This is a genomic window from Flavobacterium sp. HSC-32F16 (genome assembly GCF_024171645.1).
GTDB lineage: Bacteria > Bacteroidota > Bacteroidia > Flavobacteriales > Flavobacteriaceae > Flavobacterium.
On the sequence record NZ_JALKAC010000011.1, the window covers coordinates 1 to 16,617 of the forward strand.

The 16,617-nt window shown below is 30.8% G+C and carries 18 protein-coding genes; 13 read left to right on the forward strand and 5 right to left on the reverse strand.

Going from position 1 to position 16,617, the window contains the following annotated elements; genetic code table 11:
• Window positions 1-1,051 precede the first annotated feature (1,051 nt).
• From thrS to L1276_RS22425, 12 genes are all read left to right on the forward strand, one after another.
• Entirely contained in the window at window positions 1,052-2,998 is a 1,947-nt protein-coding gene (gene thrS / locus L1276_RS22370; RefSeq protein ID WP_253791724.1) for a threonine--tRNA ligase, read from the forward strand.
• Between the two features lie 22 nt (window positions 2,999-3,020).
• Window positions 3,021-3,572, forward strand: coding sequence for a translation initiation factor IF-3 (gene infC, locus L1276_RS22375; RefSeq protein ID WP_073489566.1), 552 nt, complete (start codon window positions 3,021-3,023; stop codon window positions 3,570-3,572).
• Window positions 3,573-3,677: 105 nt separating this feature from the next.
• Window positions 3,678-3,875, forward strand: coding sequence for a 50S ribosomal protein L35 (gene rpmI / locus L1276_RS22380; protein ID WP_007810722.1), 198 nt, complete (start codon window positions 3,678-3,680; stop codon window positions 3,873-3,875).
• A gap of 101 nt (window positions 3,876-3,976) precedes the next feature.
• Window positions 3,977-4,321 (forward strand): 50S ribosomal protein L20, encoded by a 345-nt coding sequence (rplT, locus tag L1276_RS22385; protein ID WP_008464948.1) that lies wholly within the window; start codon window positions 3,977-3,979, stop codon window positions 4,319-4,321.
• Between the two features lie 114 nt (window positions 4,322-4,435).
• Entirely contained in the window at window positions 4,436-5,692 is a 1,257-nt protein-coding gene (locus L1276_RS22390) for a hypothetical protein (RefSeq protein WP_253791726.1), read from the forward strand.
• 39 nt (window positions 5,693-5,731) lie between these two features.
• Window positions 5,732-6,304 (forward strand): Crp/Fnr family transcriptional regulator, encoded by a 573-nt coding sequence (locus tag L1276_RS22395; RefSeq protein ID WP_253791728.1) that lies wholly within the window; start codon window positions 5,732-5,734, stop codon window positions 6,302-6,304.
• A gap of 79 nt (window positions 6,305-6,383) precedes the next feature.
• Window positions 6,384-6,818, forward strand: coding sequence for a carboxymuconolactone decarboxylase family protein (locus tag L1276_RS22400; protein WP_253791730.1), 435 nt, complete (start codon window positions 6,384-6,386; stop codon window positions 6,816-6,818).
• A gap of 172 nt (window positions 6,819-6,990) precedes the next feature.
• A complete protein-coding gene (locus tag L1276_RS22405) occupies window positions 6,991-8,706 on the forward strand; it encodes an ATP-binding protein (RefSeq protein WP_253791732.1) in 1,716 nt (571 codons plus the stop codon).
• A gap of 1 nt (window position 8,707) precedes the next feature.
• Window positions 8,708-10,477 (forward strand): tetratricopeptide repeat-containing sensor histidine kinase, encoded by a 1,770-nt coding sequence (locus tag L1276_RS22410; protein WP_253791734.1) that lies wholly within the window; start codon window positions 8,708-8,710, stop codon window positions 10,475-10,477.
• 9 nt (window positions 10,478-10,486) lie between these two features.
• Complete coding sequence (locus L1276_RS22415) at window positions 10,487-11,155, forward strand: response regulator (RefSeq protein WP_253791736.1); 669 nt, start codon at window positions 10,487-10,489, stop codon at window positions 11,153-11,155.
• 76 nt (window positions 11,156-11,231) lie between these two features.
• On the forward strand, window positions 11,232-11,462 hold the full coding sequence (locus L1276_RS22420) for a hypothetical protein (RefSeq protein ID WP_253791737.1): 231 nt from the start codon (window positions 11,232-11,234) through the stop codon (window positions 11,460-11,462).
• 56 nt (window positions 11,463-11,518) lie between these two features.
• Window positions 11,519-12,328 (forward strand): endonuclease/exonuclease/phosphatase family protein, encoded by an 810-nt coding sequence (locus L1276_RS22425; RefSeq protein WP_253791739.1) that lies wholly within the window; start codon window positions 11,519-11,521, stop codon window positions 12,326-12,328.
• A gap of 1 nt (window position 12,329) precedes the next feature.
• Here L1276_RS22425 and L1276_RS22430 read toward each other — a convergent pair whose 3' ends face one another.
• The gene (locus L1276_RS22430) at window positions 12,330-13,589 is read right to left on the reverse strand and encodes an asparagine synthetase B (protein WP_253791740.1); all 1,260 of its coding nucleotides are present in this window, start codon (window positions 13,587-13,589) and stop codon (window positions 12,330-12,332) included.
• A 211-nt stretch (window positions 13,590-13,800) separates the two neighbouring features.
• Here L1276_RS22430 and L1276_RS25300 point away from each other — a divergent pair, with 211 nt between their 5' ends.
• A complete protein-coding gene (locus L1276_RS25300; protein ID WP_256527431.1) occupies window positions 13,801-13,932 on the forward strand; it encodes a hypothetical protein in 132 nt (43 codons plus the stop codon).
• On the opposite strand, the gene L1276_RS22435 is transcribed toward L1276_RS25300, so the two are convergent.
• The 4 genes from L1276_RS22435 to L1276_RS22450 all read right to left on the reverse strand — a co-directional run bounded on the left by L1276_RS22435 (window position 13,929) and on the right by L1276_RS22450 (window position 16,525).
• Window positions 13,929-14,594, reverse strand: coding sequence for a response regulator transcription factor (locus tag L1276_RS22435; protein WP_253791741.1), 666 nt, complete (start codon window positions 14,592-14,594; stop codon window positions 13,929-13,931). The genes L1276_RS25300 and L1276_RS22435 overlap by 4 nt on opposite strands.
• A 99-nt stretch (window positions 14,595-14,693) precedes the next feature.
• Window positions 14,694-15,485: a sensor histidine kinase gene (locus L1276_RS22440; RefSeq protein WP_253791743.1), complete on the reverse strand. Its 792-nt coding sequence runs from the start codon at window positions 15,483-15,485 to the stop codon at window positions 14,694-14,696.
• 21 nt (window positions 15,486-15,506) lie between these two features.
• Window positions 15,507-16,001 carry a hypothetical protein gene (locus L1276_RS22445; RefSeq protein WP_253791745.1) on the reverse strand — a complete coding sequence of 165 codons (495 nt, stop codon included), beginning with the start codon at window positions 15,999-16,001 and terminating at the stop codon, window positions 15,507-15,509.
• A 164-nt stretch (window positions 16,002-16,165) separates the two neighbouring features.
• Window positions 16,166-16,525: a hypothetical protein gene (locus L1276_RS22450; protein ID WP_253791747.1), complete on the reverse strand. Its 360-nt coding sequence runs from the start codon at window positions 16,523-16,525 to the stop codon at window positions 16,166-16,168.
• Window positions 16,526-16,617 lie beyond the last annotated feature (92 nt).

A 16,617-nucleotide genomic window follows, 5' to 3' on the forward strand; every position in this document is an offset into this window, starting at 1 on the left:
GGTTCTTTTCGAATCTCTCGATTCCATTACTCTTATTCTTTTGTTTTAACATCTCTGTTAAAACGGCTGTCAATTCAATATGTCTACGAACGTGTATTTCTTTTTGTTTTCACTTGTGTTTCAAAGCGGGTGCAAAACTAAAAATTCTTTTTGTTTCCTGCAAGAAAAATTTAAAGTTTTTTTTGAAATTTTTTCAATCTCATTTTCTCTAATTTTCCTTCCAATCTCTCAATGAACTTTCCGTGTTTTGCGGGGTGCAAATGTAAAAAGCATTTTCAAATCTCACAAGCTTTTTCTAATCTTTTTTCTGAAAAAATTTTTCAGTTTTGATCTCTTTTCTTGTCAGCATTTCAGTGAACGTCTCTCGTTGTTGCGGGTGCAAAAGTACACTCTTTATTCAGTTAAACAAGACTTTTTGCAGAGTTTTTTTTAAGTTTTTTTTTGATTATCCCTTAACCACCTGATAACAGATTATTTACAGATTACTATTTTTTGAAACACTGAAAGATTTTTCTTATTTAATATGCGATTTTAATGATTTTGACACTTTTTTCAATATCCTTTTTACAGAGTTTTCAGTATTTGAGCTCGTTTTTTGATGAGAAATCAGATTTCAAAGATTCATTTCACCGCTCTTGTGGTCTTAAAAAGTCTTTGACTTCTCTTTTCACACATTTGATTTTGCTAAAAAGAGCTTTATAACCCCGAAGCTTCCGGAGAAATCCTTTTATATTAGGATTCAAAATAAAAGATTGGAACGGATAGCAGGAAATAGCTCCATCAAAACAAAGCTCAATTCTTTAAATCCCAAATTCCAAAAACTCCCTTGCGAAAGCTTCGGCTTCGCTTACTCAAACAGAATAACTCATTATATATAACAATCGTTTCACTCAAACCTTATAATCGTTTTACTTATTATATATTATAGTGGCTTTTATACATATATATTATAGTGTAACGTTCCACTTATTATATAATAGCAATCTTCTACATATATATATTGTATGTATTTTTGTAATCACTTATATTTGCATTCACAAAATTATAAACAATGATCAAGATTACTTTACCCGATGGGTCAATTAGAGAGTTCGCTCAAGGCGTAACTCCAATGGAGGTCGCTAAAAACATTAGCGAAGGTTTTGCACGAAATGTAATTTCTGCATCTTTTAATGGTACAACTATTGAAACCGAGACTCCATTAACGACCGATGGTAATCTTATATTATATACTTGGAATGATGCTGAAGGTAAAAAAGCTTTCTGGCATTCGACTTCTCACGTAATGGCACAAGCTCTCGAGGAATTGTACCCTGGAATTAAATTAACTCTTGGACCTGCAATTGCTAACGGGTTTTATTATGACGTGGATTTTGAAGACCAAAAGATCTCTGAGGCTGATTTTAAAAAGATCGAAGATCGTGTTCTTGAAATCTCGAGAGAGAAACACGAATTTAAAATGCGTCCGGTTAGCAAGGCTGATGCATTAGAAATGTATAAAGACAATGTCTACAAGACTGAATTGATTTCTAATCTTGAAGACGGCACTATTACTTTTTGCGATCATTCTACTTTTACTGATTTATGTCGTGGTGGACACATTCCAAACACTGGAATCATCAAGGCTTTTAAAATTATGAGTGTTGCTGGCGCTTACTGGAGAGGTGATGAAAAGAACAAGCAGTTAACTCGTGTGTATGGAACTTCATTCCCTAAACAAAAAGATTTAACTGAGTATCTTGAACTTCTTGAAGAAGCTAAACGTCGTGACCACCGTAAATTAGGAAAGGAACTTGAATTGTTTGCTTTCTCTCAGAAAGTAGGCCAAGGTTTACCTTTATGGTTACCTAAGGGAGCTGCACTTAGAGAGCGTTTAGAGCAATTTTTAAAGAGAGCCCAAAAGAAAGCAGGTTACGAGCAAGTTGTGAGTCCGCATATTGGGCAAAAAGAACTTTATGTAACTTCTGGTCATTACGCTAAATATGGCGCTGATAGTTTCCAGCCGATTCATACTCCTGCAGAAGGTGAAGAGTTTTTATTAAAACCAATGAACTGCCCTCACCATTGTGAGATTTACAATGTAAGACCTTGGTCCTATAAAGATTTACCTAAGCGTTATGCTGAATTTGGTACTGTATATAGATATGAGCAATCTGGTGAGCTACATGGTTTAACTCGTGTTAGAGGTTTTACTCAGGATGATGCGCATATTTTTTGTACTCCAGAACAATTAGATGAAGAGTTCAAAAAAGTAATTGACTTGGTATTATATGTATTTGGTTCTTTAGGTTTTGAAAACTTTACTGCACAGATTTCATTGAGAGATCAGGAAAACAGAGAGAAATATATTGGTACAGATGAAAACTGGGAGAAAGCTGAAAACGCAATTATCAATGCTGCAGCTGACAAAGGTTTGAATACTGTTGTAGAATATGGTGAAGCTGCATTTTACGGACCTAAGCTTGACTTTATGGTTAAGGATGCTTTGGGAAGACAATGGCAGTTAGGAACAATTCAGGTTGATTATAACCTTCCTGAGCGTTTTGATTTGACATACAAAGGTGCTGATAATGAATTACATCGCCCGGTTATGATTCACAGAGCTCCTTTTGGATCTATGGAACGTTTTATAGCAATTTTACTAGAGCACACAGCAGGAAATTTCCCACTTTGGCTAATGCCTGAGCAGGCTATTATATTGTCTTTGAGCGAGAAATACGAAAATTATGCTAAAAAAGTTTTAGATTTGCTAGAAAATCACGAAATTCGCGCCCTAATTGACAACCGAAATGAAACTATCGGTAAGAAAATTAGAGATGCAGAAATGCAAAAAATTCCATTTATGCTTATCGTGGGTGAGGAAGAGGAGAAAAACGGCACTATTTCTATTCGTCGCCACGGCCAGGAAGGAAAAGGTAATATCACAGTTTCTATCGAAGAATTTGCTTCGATTGTAGACGAAGAAATAAAAAAGACATTAAAAGTATTTACAGTTTAACTTAAATTAGAAAGTCATAGCAATAAAAAGTAACAGAGGTTTTCAACCTCGAGTAGAAAAAAAAGATGCACACAGAATAAATAACAATATTCGTGGTGTACAGGAAGTAAGGTTAGTAGGCGAGAACATCGAACCAGGTGTATTTAAGCTTGCAGAAGCTTTACGTCTAGCAGATCAGTTTGAATTAGACTTGGTTGAAATTTCGCCAAATGCTGAGCCGCCGGTTTGTAAAATCATGGATTACAAGAAATTTGTTTACGAACAAAAGAAACGTGATAAGGCATTAAAAGCTAAATCATCGCAAGTTGTAGTAAAAGAGATTCGTTTTGGTCCTCAAACAGATGAACATGATTATGAATTTAAAAGAAAGAATGCCGAGAAGTTCTTAAAAGAGGGAGCTAAATTAAAAGCATTTGTGTTCTTTAAAGGACGTTCGATCATCTATAAAGATCAAGGACAGATTTTACTTTTACGTTTGGCAACAGATTTAGAAGAGCATGGTAAAGTTGAAGCTATGCCGGTTCTTGAAGGGAAGAGAATGATTATGTTCATTGCTCCGAAAAAGAAGAAATAGTCTCAGTTTACAGTTTCAGTATTCAGTTATAAACTTGAAACCTGAAACTGTAAACCTGAAACAAACAATATAAGTAAGTAAGAATAAATTAAAACACTAGGAAAAATGCCTAAAATGAAAACTAAATCTAGCGCTAAGAAACGTTTTAAAGTTACTGGTTCTGGAAAGATTAAAAGAAAGCATGCTTTTAAAAGTCACATCTTGACTAAAAAATCTAAAAAACGTAAATTAGCTTTGACACACTCAGCGCTAGTTCACTCAACAGATATGAAAAGCATCAAACAACAATTAAGAATTATCTAATAATTCTTTAGGTTAAAAAATTATTTATATAACCTTGGAGTATGGCTTTCAAGTTCCTTTGATTTAATTCAGGACGCCTGCTACAAAAACACATTAAAATTATGCCAAGATCGGTAAATTCAGTTGCTAAAAGAGCAAGAAGAAAAAAAATAATGAAGCAAGCCAAAGGTTTCTTTGGAAGACGTAAAAACGTTTGGACAGTTGCTAAGAATGCAGTAGAGAAAGCGATGAGCTACGCTTACCGCGATAGAAAACAAAACAAAAGAAATTTCCGTTCATTATGGATTCAACGTATCAACGCTGGAGCTAGATTAGAAGGAATGTCTTATTCTCAATTCATGGGGAAAGTTAAAGCTAACGGAATCGAATTGAACCGTAAAGTTCTTGCAGATTTAGCTATGAACCACCCAGAAGCTTTCAAAGCTATTCTTAATAAAGTAAAATAAACGTTTTATAAACTCAATTTAGATTACTTACTTATCATAAGAACCCAGTTATTTTTAACTGGGTTTTATTTTATCCAATACTTTAGTTTTAACCGGATTTTACATCTAATAAATATGAACTATACTATTTCTATTTATCTTCTGCTCTTATTTATTTGCACTTCATGTTCAAAAAACATTATAACTACTCAAAAACCTCAAACCAAAACAAACCTTAGTATTGGAGTAAATAAGCCATCACTTATATTCTTACATTCGGCAAAAGCGCAAAATGAACAACATAACAATCTTTATCGAAGATTTTTAAATGCCTTTGGAGACACATCTGAATTTCCAATTAAATCTATTACTTCTAATACTACAGTTGAATTTAAAAATCAAAACACAACATATTTTAACGATTCTAAAAAAAACATTACAGGCTTAATTTTATCTGATGGAATAAAAGCGCCATATATTGAGATTGATCCAAACAAATATATCAGTGCTTATGAAGCTTATTTTGGTATAAAATTCAACGATAAAATTTACTATCAAAAAGAAAGAGAAGAATTAAAAAACACTAATGAAAACCGACTTAATTATGCACTAAATAGTAAGTTTTCGATTAATGCATCATATGCTGACAATCTAATTAAAAATGCAAGCTCAGCTCACTATCATAGTGTAAAAAAGAAAAAAAGCATTTGCAATAGTAATACTGTGTATGTTTATCATTACTCAGATAGTTTAAAAACAAAAAAAGCCCCTTATTACAGTTATACAAAATACAACAAAAATAACTATACTGAAAATGATGTACTAACTAATGATACAGGTTACAAAAGAGAATCCAATTATTATTACAACAATTTTAATCTATTGGACAGCATTACCCACATTACAACATCTGATGGTAAGACTGAAAAAAATAAAAGCATTTACATTTATCTGCAAAAAGAGTATTTCATTTTAAGTTCCGAAGGAAAAAAGACTTCAGTTTCATCTCATTATATTCTGAACTCAAAAATGCAATGTATAAATCAAGAAACTTTTAATTCTTATGGAAATGTTATGCAAACGAAAAGTTTTAAATACGATCAATATGGACGACTTATAGAAGAGATTGAGGCTGATCGCAGATCTGTTTATACTTACGAAAATCCATCGTCAGTATTTTATTCTACCTGCACTTCATATGAGAAAGAAGTAGAAACAACCAAAAACATCATCTATAAAAAAAATGGATATCGACATTACACAAATCAATATCATGGTGAACTAAATGTATACAGTAAAACACTCGAAGATCAAAATGATTGTGTTCAGTTAATTTATACGTATAACAAAGACAAAAAACTTACTAGTTTTATGGAGTATCTTTACAAGTAATTAATCAATTTTTAAGATAGATCAATCAAACTTCAAAAAATGTACGCTGCATTACTTTCTCACATACAAAAATTCATAACACTCGAACCTTCAGAAATTAATATTTTAGAATCATGCCTGAATATTTCTAAGATAAAAAAGAAAGAACACTTATTGAGAGAAGGTCAAGTTTGTAACACTTTATATTTTATACTAAAAGGCTGTTCCAGACAATACATTATTAACTCAAAAGGTACAGAACAAACGTTACAATTTGCTATTGAAAATTGGTGGATTACTGATTATTTAAGTTATCACAACAATACCCCATCACATTTCTACATTCAGACCGTTGAAAATTGTGAGGTGATAGCAATTGAAAAAAGCACTTTAGAATCTTTATTAATCGAAATTCCAAAATTGGAAAGATACTTTCGAATCGTTTCTCAGAAATCATTTGGAGCCGCGCAAATGAGAATTAAATTTCTATTTACAATGTCGGCAGAGGAAAGATACAATCATTTCAAAAATCAACAGCCTGATTTCGTACAGCGTGTTCCACAATATATGCTTGCCTCCTATTTGGACTTTTCTGCTGAATTTATGAGTAAAATAAGGGCGGGAAAAGTCTGAATTGAATTTCTTGAAGTAGTTCAAGTTTTTTAAAGTATACTTAGCTGACCTTTGCCTTAAACTTTTAAACATATTAATAATGAAATCAAGAATCCTTATCCCAGAAGTTGCTCCACAAGCATATCAAGCTTTAATGAATCTAGAAAAATATATTTCTACTACCTCTTTAACATCAACTCATAAAGAATTGATTAAAATTCGTGCTTCTCAAATAAACGGCTGTGCTTACTGTATTAATATGCACACTGCAGACGCGAGAAAACAAGGCGAAACTGAGCAACGTATTTACTTAACAAGCGCATGGCGTGAAGCCGATGTTTATACTGAAGAAGAAAAAGCAATTTTAGCTTTAACAGAACAGGTAACCTTAATTGGAAATCATGTTTCAGATGAAGTTTATGAAAATGCTGCTCGTTTATTTGATGATAAATATTTGGCCGAAATTATTCTTGCTATCATTACAATTAACTCTTGGAACAGATTAGCTATTACAACAGGCTTGAGAGCTGTATAATTGCTTTATAAGTATAAATTTACAACATTAGAAAATTTTAACAACCCTCCTCTGTGAGGGTTTGTTTGTATATACCTGTAAATGAACATTAGTAAAATTAGAAATTTGTCGATTTTACAAAAACAGGTATTTATACTCTTTCACAGGAATTCAGATTTTTTATTTTTGGCGCATGATATTAAAAAATGCCCATTTTTACTGCCTTTGCGTAACCATTTTACTTCTTTCTGGTTGTCAGAAAAAAGGCCCAATATCTGTAAATTATAAGAATGAAAATGGGAAAACTGCGCACCTTATAGCAAAAGCACAATATTTAGAGAACAACAAGAAAATTGACAGTGCCTTCTATTATTACAATGAAGCTAAATCTATTTGTGATACTACAGATCTTGAAAGTTATCTTGTTGCAATAAATTCAATGGCCGTTATACAGCAAAGACAAAATGATTTCGTTGGAAGTAAAAACACTCTCAAAGACGCCCTTCCCTATTTAAAACAAATAAATAATCCAAAACTTGTTTGGGAAACTTACAACACTTTAGCCATTAATTATTCAAATAATTATCAGTTTAAAAAAGCATTAAATTATTTTAATAAAGCATTGGCGTTAAATATTAATGAATTAAAAAATATTGAAGTCGAAAAAAACAAAGCCGAAGTTCTTATACAGGAAAACAAATATCTGGAGGCAATAAAAATACTTTTATCGCTGACTAGTAAGAAGCAAGTTATTGACACTCCTAAATTACATGCTGAAATTCTCGACCGTATTGGCTATAGTTATTATGCACTAAACAATTCTGAAGCTCATAGTTTTTTAATCGAAGCTTTAAAAATAAGAACACAATTAAAAGACAATTTGGAAATTGCTAAAAGCGGTTACAATCTGGCGCTTTTTTATCAATATAAAAATCCGTCATTAGCTAAAAAATACATCAAAGATAGTTATGAGAAATACAAATTAGAAAAAAATGTTGATGGAAAAATAGCTTCCCTAAAACTCATAATTAATTATAGTAATGATAATGAATTAAAAAAACATTCCATCAGGTATATAAATTTAATCGACAGTATATATCAGGTACGTCAAAAAGCCAAAAACCAATTTGCAAAAATCAAGTATAACTCTAAAAAAGAAAAAGAAGAAAACTTAATACTTAAAACAAATAAAGCCGAAAATGAATTAAAACTAGAAAAACAAAAAAAGAGAAATATCATAGCTTATATCATTATTATCGTGAGTCTGTGTTTCTTCTTAGTTTTATATTATTATCTAACTTCTAAAGCTAATCGCGAAAAAATTGAAGCGGCATATAACAGCGAAACCAGAATTTCTAAAAAATTGCATGACGAATTAGCCAACGATATTTATCATACAATTGCTTTTGCCGAAAATAAAAATCTTTCAATCGCAGAAAATAAGGAGCTGCTAATAAATAATCTTCATACAATATATTCCAGAACAAGAGACATTTTAAATGAAAACAGCCAAATTACAACTAACGAGAACTATGCTCTTCATTTAAAAGAAATGATTTCTGAGTTTAAAACTCCTCAGATAAATTTAATTCTTAATGGATTTGACACAATTTCATGGGAAGAAGTTGACAGAATAAAGAAAATAGCAGTTTACAGAGCCATTCAAGAGTTACTTGTAAACATGAAAAAGCATAGTGATGCCAGTTTAGTTGCAATTGATTTTAAAGTAACAAACAAGAATATTCTAATAAATTACACTGATAACGGAAAAGGAATTGATGCAGGCAAAATGGTTTTAAAAAACGGCCTGCATAATATTGAAAATAGAATTCATGCTATAAAAGGTGAATTTGATATTGTTTCTGATTTAGGAAAAGGGTTTAAAACATCTATTAAATTCCCTTTATAAAATGACAAAAAGGTTTACAAATAATAGTACTAATTACATCATCAACTGCTTTTTACTGCTGGCAGTGGTTCTGTCTATTCAATCTTGCGATAAAAAAAAACAAATTCATTCTAAAAGCACTGAAAACACCACTCCAATATATAAATTGGTAAAAAAAGCCGAAAGTCTGCAAAAATCTTTTCAAGACGACAGTGCCATTTTTTACTTTAATAAGGCTCTGGTTCTTTGCGAACCCAAAAAAGATTATGCAAATCAATATGCTTATATATTATCAAAGGTGTCAGGTATTTTACAAAGAACCGGAGATTATTACGCCAGTGAAAGTGCTCTTGTAAAAGCCCTTCCCTATTTAAAATATACATCAAGACCACGATTTTCTCAAATAATTTACACTAATCTTGCTAATAATTATTACTCTATCTACGATTACGATAATGCTTTATTGTATCATGAAAAAGCATTAAAAATTGCTATATCCCAATTTAGAAAAGCACAGATTAAATGTGATATTGGATCTATTTACCTTAGTCAAGAAAAATATGCAGAAGCGATAAAAATACTAGAACCATTAGCCAGGAAAAAAACGGAGGATAAAACCGATGCTTTTAATACTGAACTTCAACATTCTTATGTGCTATATTATTTGGGACTTTGCTATCTACGTGTTGAAAATCATAAAAAACAAGCTCTAGATGCTTTGAATGAAAGTATGGAAATTGTCCTTAAATCTAAAAATGATTTCGAATTGATTGGTAATTGTCATGCATTGTACTTGTATTATAAAAAATACGAAAACCCAAAATTGAAGAAGTATTATGCAATGAAGGGATATATTGCCGCCTGTAAATCAAATTCTGTAGTATATCAAATAAATGCTTTGTCTCAGGTAATCGAAGCTGAAGATGGAAAAGATTTAAGGAAATATGTAGAGCGCTATATTAAACTAAAAGACAGTACTATTATAAGCAGGAAAATGGCAAAAAATCAGTTTGCTACCATAATATATGATTCTAAAAAAGACAAAAAAGAAAATTTACAACTTAAAACAAACAAAATTGAAAATGAACTGCAATTAGAAAAAGAAAAAAACAGAAATTTTATTTCGTTTGTTATAATAGGCTTTACACTTATTTCAACACTTATTCTAGTTTACTTTTTAACTTTAAAAGGAAAGAAAGAAAAAAACACCGCCACTTATAAAAGTGAAAGGAGAATATCGCTAAAACTAAATGCAGAACTCTCAACACATGTACATCAAATTTTAAAGTTTGCAGAAAATAATAATCTTGAAGAAGATAAAAACAAAGAAATATTCCTTAGCAATCTAGATCAGATTTATTTGAAAACAAGAAATATTTCAAGAGAAAACAACTCTATTGCTACTAATGAAAAATATGCTTCCAGTCTTAAGGAAATGATATCGGATTTTAAAACTCAAAATCTGAATTTATTAGTAAATGGTCTTGATACTGTTAAATGGAATAAGATTAATAAAATTAAAAAAATCATTATTTACAGGGGCTTACAAGAGTTTTTTCAAAATATGAAAAAATATAATGATGCGACTTTGGTTGTTTTATCTTTCAAAATAATCGACAAAAATATCGTGATTATATACAGTGATAACAGTACTAAAACACAAAATAGCAGAATAATTTTAAAAAATGATCTCCAAAATGTGGAAAACCGTATTAAAACTACGAACGGAACTATTAATTTTGACAATTATACAGAAAATGGTTTCAAAATAAGTTTCACATTCCCATTATAAAACAATTATATGTTTAAAAAAGTTTTAGTTGCCGAAGATTTAGATAGTATTAGTATTGCAGTTGTCCAGGTTTTAGAAGATTTAAATATTCCTGTTATCGATCATGTAAAATATTGTGATGAAGGATTATTAAAAGTAAAAAAAGCTATAAATGAAAAAGACCCTTACGATTTACTAATTACTGATTTATCGTTTAAAACAGATCATCGCAAAGCAAATATAGAAAGCGGCGATGAGTTAATAGAAGCAATTAATGAGGTGCAGCCAAAGCTAAAGAAAATTGTATTTTCTATTGAAGACAAATCGTATCGAATTAAAACTCTTTTTGAAGAATTAGGAATAAATGCATATGTATCTAAAGGAAGAAACAGTATTCAGGAACTAAAAACTGCTCTTGAAAGAACCTTTAGAAATGAAGAAAAAATACTTTCTTCAGATTTAAATTTTAATTTCAATGACAAGTCGCTAATAGAAATTGAATCATACGATATATCAATTCTTTCGCTTTTGGCAAAAGGATATATATTAGAAAATATCTCGAATGAGTTTAAAGAAAAATCAATAACACCAAATGGAACCAGTAGTATAGAAAAACGAATCAACAAATTAAAAATATATTTTAAAGCAAACAATAATGTACACTTAATTGCCATTGCCAAAGATTTTGGCTTGGTATAAAGTTTAACAATCCTTTTACGGTTTCCCGTAAGGAAATGCTTTTATATAGATTTAAGTTTGTATAAACTATTATCTAATGAAACCTAAGTATAAGTTTGATCTCATGACCAAGATCAACACAACCAATAATAAGATTATTATGAAAACAATGCTTCTTTGTCTTTTTCTGTCTATAAGTTTTGCTTTAATTTCTGAAAAAACGGGCTGGCTCGATATTGATTGGAAGTTAATTGGCATTCCTGCACTTTTAGTTTTGCAGATTATTATTATTGGCACAGCGCTAAAAAACCGTTATAAAAAACATTAATTTAAAGTTAGAGAAAAACAGCAATCTATATTCTTATATTTGGATTTTGATATTTAATGAAAAATATAACGCTTTACCTTTATTTACTTTTTTTTACATCATTCCAAGTTTTTTCGCAAACCAAATTTATTTCCTGGAACATAGAAAATTTTGGAAAATCAAAGTCTGAAACTACTTTAACATCTATTGCAAAAACGATACAAGATTATGACATTGCAGCCATACAAGAAGTGGTTGCTGGCTATGGCGGTGCCCAGGCTGTGGCAAAATTGGCTTCTATCTTAAATGAAAAAGGAACAAAATGGGATTACGTTATCAGTAATCCTACAAGCGGTAACAGCTATAAAAAAGAGCGTTACGCTTTTCTTTGGAAAACCAGTAAAGTAAAATTGAAAAGCGATCCCTGGCTTGAAAAAAAATACCATCTAGAAATAGACCGAGAGCCTTATTTTGCGACTTTCGAAATAAACAAAAAAACCATTACGTTTGTTAATTTTCACGCTATAACAAAAAGTAAACAACCCGAAACTGAAATTAAATATTTCAAATTTCTTCCCGAGGAATATCCAAATCTAAATTTAGTTTTTACAGGAGATTTTAACTGTCCTGAGTCGCATACGGTTTTTAATCCGTTAAAAAAAATAGGATATGCATCGGTTTTTCAAAAGCAAAAAACAACTTTAAAACAAAAATGCAAAGCAGGAAATTGTCTGGCTTCTGAATTTGACAATATATTTTACAAATCAAATACCTTAAAATATATTAATTCAGGAACGGTTTTATTCTATACTAATTATAATTCACTTCAGGAAGCCAGAAAAATATCAGACCATATTCCTATTTGGTTCGAATTTTCTCTGAATTAAATTATGTCTTAAGCTTTTTCTTTTTAGCAGCAGGAAACAAAACATTATTCAAAATCAAACGATAACCCGGAGAATTAGGATGCAAATCTAAAACCGTAGGCGGATCGCCTACCTGGTGTTGAAAATCTTCTGGATCGTGGCCTCCAAAAAAAGTAAACATTCCTTTTCCTTTTTCGCCGTGAATGTATCTTGCTTCACCATTAAGCTCGCAAGTTCCCATTACTAAAACATTTGATTTCACCAAAGTTTCATTAAAAGAGGTCGTTTGGCCCATAAATCCCTTTACTAATTGTGTATGATTTTGACAAAGCATACTAGGGATTGGATCCCATTTTGCAGAAAATTCCATTAATGTAAAATAATCTTTTTCCATTGGAACTCTACGTTTTCCAGTCATATCAATATCAGAAAACTCATAAACCTCGGGTCTTCGTTCCAGAATAAAATCTTTAAAGGCAAAAGAATTACTATAATTTAATTTTGACTGATAATTAGATTCACTTGGATCACCATCAAACATGGTTTCGCAAATATCAACTCCATCTGCGGCTAAAGCAATATCGAAACTATCTGTTGCAGAACACATGGCAAACATAAACCCTCCTCCTATAACAAAATCTCTTATTTTTTTTGCCACCGCTCCTTTTTCCTGAGAAACTTTAGAATAACCTAATTTAGCAGCTAAAGCTTCAGAATCCCGTTTTTGGTCAATATACCAAGGTGTATTTTTATAGGCTGCATAAAATTTACCGTATTGTCCGGTAAAATCTTCGTGATGCAAATGCAGCCAATCATAAAGTAATAATTGATCACTTAAAACTTCTTCATCATAGATTGGAGTAAATGGGATTTCGGCATATGTTAATACTAAAGTTACGGCATCATCCCAAGGTTGTTTTCCTTTTGGAGTATAAACCGCAATTTTTGGCGCTTTTTCAAGAATTACAGATTCCATATTTTGCGATGGACTCGAAATATCATTTAAAATAGAAGCTTCTTCACTATCAGAGAGCACTTCAAAACTCACGCCTCGAATTTTACATTCTTTTCTAATTTCTTCTGCATCGGGCAATAAAAAAGAACCGCCTCGATAATTTAAAAGCCAGCTTGCTTTATAATCTCTGCTTAGGCACCAGTACGTTATTCCGTAAGCTTTAAGATGATTTTGCTGTGTAGTTTCGTCCATTGGAAGTAAAATAAACGAAGCTTTCATCTGTAATGAAAATACCAGTAAAAAAATATACACTAAACTCTTTTTCATCAAAAATTTATTTTAGTAAAGATAATGAGGAAGTCATTAAAAACATAACCGATCGTGAGGTTTTGCAACAATACTGAACGTTAAAGTTCTACGTCGAAAATATTGACCATACTAATGGCAAAAACAGGTATAAACACGTGTTTTTGTACTATTTTTTCTACCTATATTTGAAATCCTTAATCTAAATAACCGCCGTAAAAAAATAATAATCATGAAATTTAATGAAAATAATCACCAGCCTAGAGGTTTAAACGTAATGCAAAAAATTGGTCTTGGCGTGCTTGTTATAACTATTGTAGCTTATTATGTTTTATCAATTCAGTTTTTAACAAGCGGAAGTTAAAGCGTTAAAACCGCAATTTCATTCTGAATAGCATACACAACTAAACCCGCAATATTTCTAGATTCTGTTTTAAGAAGTAAGTTGTTTCGATGTCCTTCAACCGTTCTTGGACTTAAAAAAAGATGTTCAGCAATTTCTGAAGTTGTTTTTTGCTGACATATAAGCTGTAAAATTTCTATTTCTCTGGGAGAAAGAAAACTTGTTTCTAAATTTCCTTTTGAGTTTTTTGAAGAAACGATTGTCTCCTGAATAGTTTTTAAAACACTTTCGTTATAATAAAATCCCTTTTTATTAACCTCATTAATCGTTTTGATTAAATCTTTTGGGGTTGTATTTTTAATTAAATAAGCAACGGCGCCAATCTGGATCATATTGGCAATAAACGATTTTGAATCGTAACTTGTAAGTGCAATAATTTTTATTTCGGGAAAAGATTTTCGAATAATTTTTGTTGCCTCTACTCCATTTAAAACCGGCATTTTTAAATCCATTATAATAATATCCGGTTTAATTTCATTCTCCAGAAGTTTATTTACAAGATCTTCTCCGTTTGAGGCTTCGAAAATTATCTCAATATTATCTTCCCTCTGTAATAAAAAAGCTATTCCTTTCCGAAATAAAACTTCGTCGTCGACTAAAGCAATTTTAATAGTGGCATTCATTTCATGTATTTTTGGTCGTTTGGTATTTCGAAAGTACAAAATATGAATCAAAAAAAGCCAATTCGCCTTATTTTATTGATGTAAATTTCATTTTTTAACTTAAAATGTAAAAATAACTTCAACACCTTTCCCTTTTTCCGATTCAAAACTGATTGTTCCGTCTAAGAAAGAAATACGGCTGTTTATATTTTTCATTCCTAATCCTCTGTAATTTTCAAAATCCTCACTGTCAAACCCTACTCCATTATCTTTATAGTAACATGTATTAACTCCTTGAGCATCTTTAAAATCTATCCAAATTTCACTAGATTTTCCATGACGAAGAGAATTATTCATCAACTCTTGTAAAACTCTAAATACATGCAAATGGCGATCGATTTCTTTATCATCAAAATCAATTTCATTTTTGTAAAAGGTTTTAACCGATTTACTGCTTTCAAATTCTTCACATAATTCTTCTACACCTGCATGAAGTCCAAACTTTTCAAAAACGGGAGGCAATAAATTATGAGCAATTTTCCTGGAGTTTTCTAATGCTTTGGCAGTTAGATTGATAATATTATCCGTAATCTCAGCTGTTTCTTCTACTGTTAAATTTGGCGCAGACAGCAAATGTGTATTTAAAGAAACAATATTAAGTTTAGAGCTTATATCATCATGAAGATCCTGTGCAATACGCTTACGTTCTTCTTCTTGTATATGAAGAACTGCATGTAATTGTTCTTTTTGGTATTGCAGCACCAAATCTTTTTTCTCAAGTTCTTTTTGAATTATTTTTTTTCTGGAAAAGTAGAAAAACACTATCAATACAACTGAAACAATTATAAAGAAAAGCGAAATATAAAGTATTATAGCAACTAGCTCTTTTTCTGGTATTGAGTGGGCATCCATATCAAAGTATTAGAAAATAGTTTATTTAGTTAAAGTACGTTTTGGAGAAAAGTTTTTTATCCAGTCGTATAAAATAAAAAATTGATAACAAACGACTAAAAAATTATTTAGCTGCCAAGTTAGGTATTTTAAATTATCACTAAGCCCTAAAGAAAGATTTCCAATTAAATAAAATACTGTGCTTGCTAATAAATAAAACACAAGACCAACACTCGTGTAGTAATACGTTTTATTTTCTGTGAGCATATTATAGAAATGAAACAAAGCAAAAATAACTATAAGCAAATTAGTTAATGTAATTTCAAATAAATTAAACTTAAGAAACTCGCTTGAGTCTATAGTAAATTGTATTCCTAAAACCAGTAATGCTATAGCCAGACCAATTTTAATAAATATTTTTTGACTTTTTACCTGTATCAACGAATTGTAGAATATTCCAAGAATGATCATCTGTCCTATAAAAAAAATATTGACCACAACTAAATTAGTCATACCCAGCTGGTACAATAATTCCATTGTAAATTGCATTGTAAAGCAAAATGCCAAATAAAAGACAAAAAAAACATTAGCTTTTCCCTCTCGGAAAAAGCTATATGAATAGACTATCAGATTTATAAATAAAATCGAATATGTCGAGTATATTAAAAATTCATTCATTTTTTACATACTTTCATTAAAAATTAATACGGTGGGCTAGGGCGTATTCCGTCGTAAACAACATCAGTTGTTTCTTCGGTAGTAGATTTAGCATAATAGTCAGAACCTTGTCCATACACATCAATGTATTTACCTGTTTTTTCATCAAATTTTGCTCCAACGAAAAGTAACGTTTTTTCACCTTTGTCATTAATGGCAAGACAGGCACGTACAACGTCTGTTTCAAGTTTTAAGACTTTTTCTAAACTTTCTCTCGGAATTAAAAAAGATGTTACTTTGGTTTTAGGATCTTCGACGGTGGTGTCATCTTGATACCTTTTTTCCCACTCTTTGGCAACAGCCAATGGAATTTGAATAGCTTCTGGGAAGGCTCCTTCACTCATAGTTTTTCAGAATTTAAAATTAATTAATTTGTTTATGGTCTGGCTAAACTACCGAATTAATTCTTATGTAAGAAATATTATTGTGTAAAATT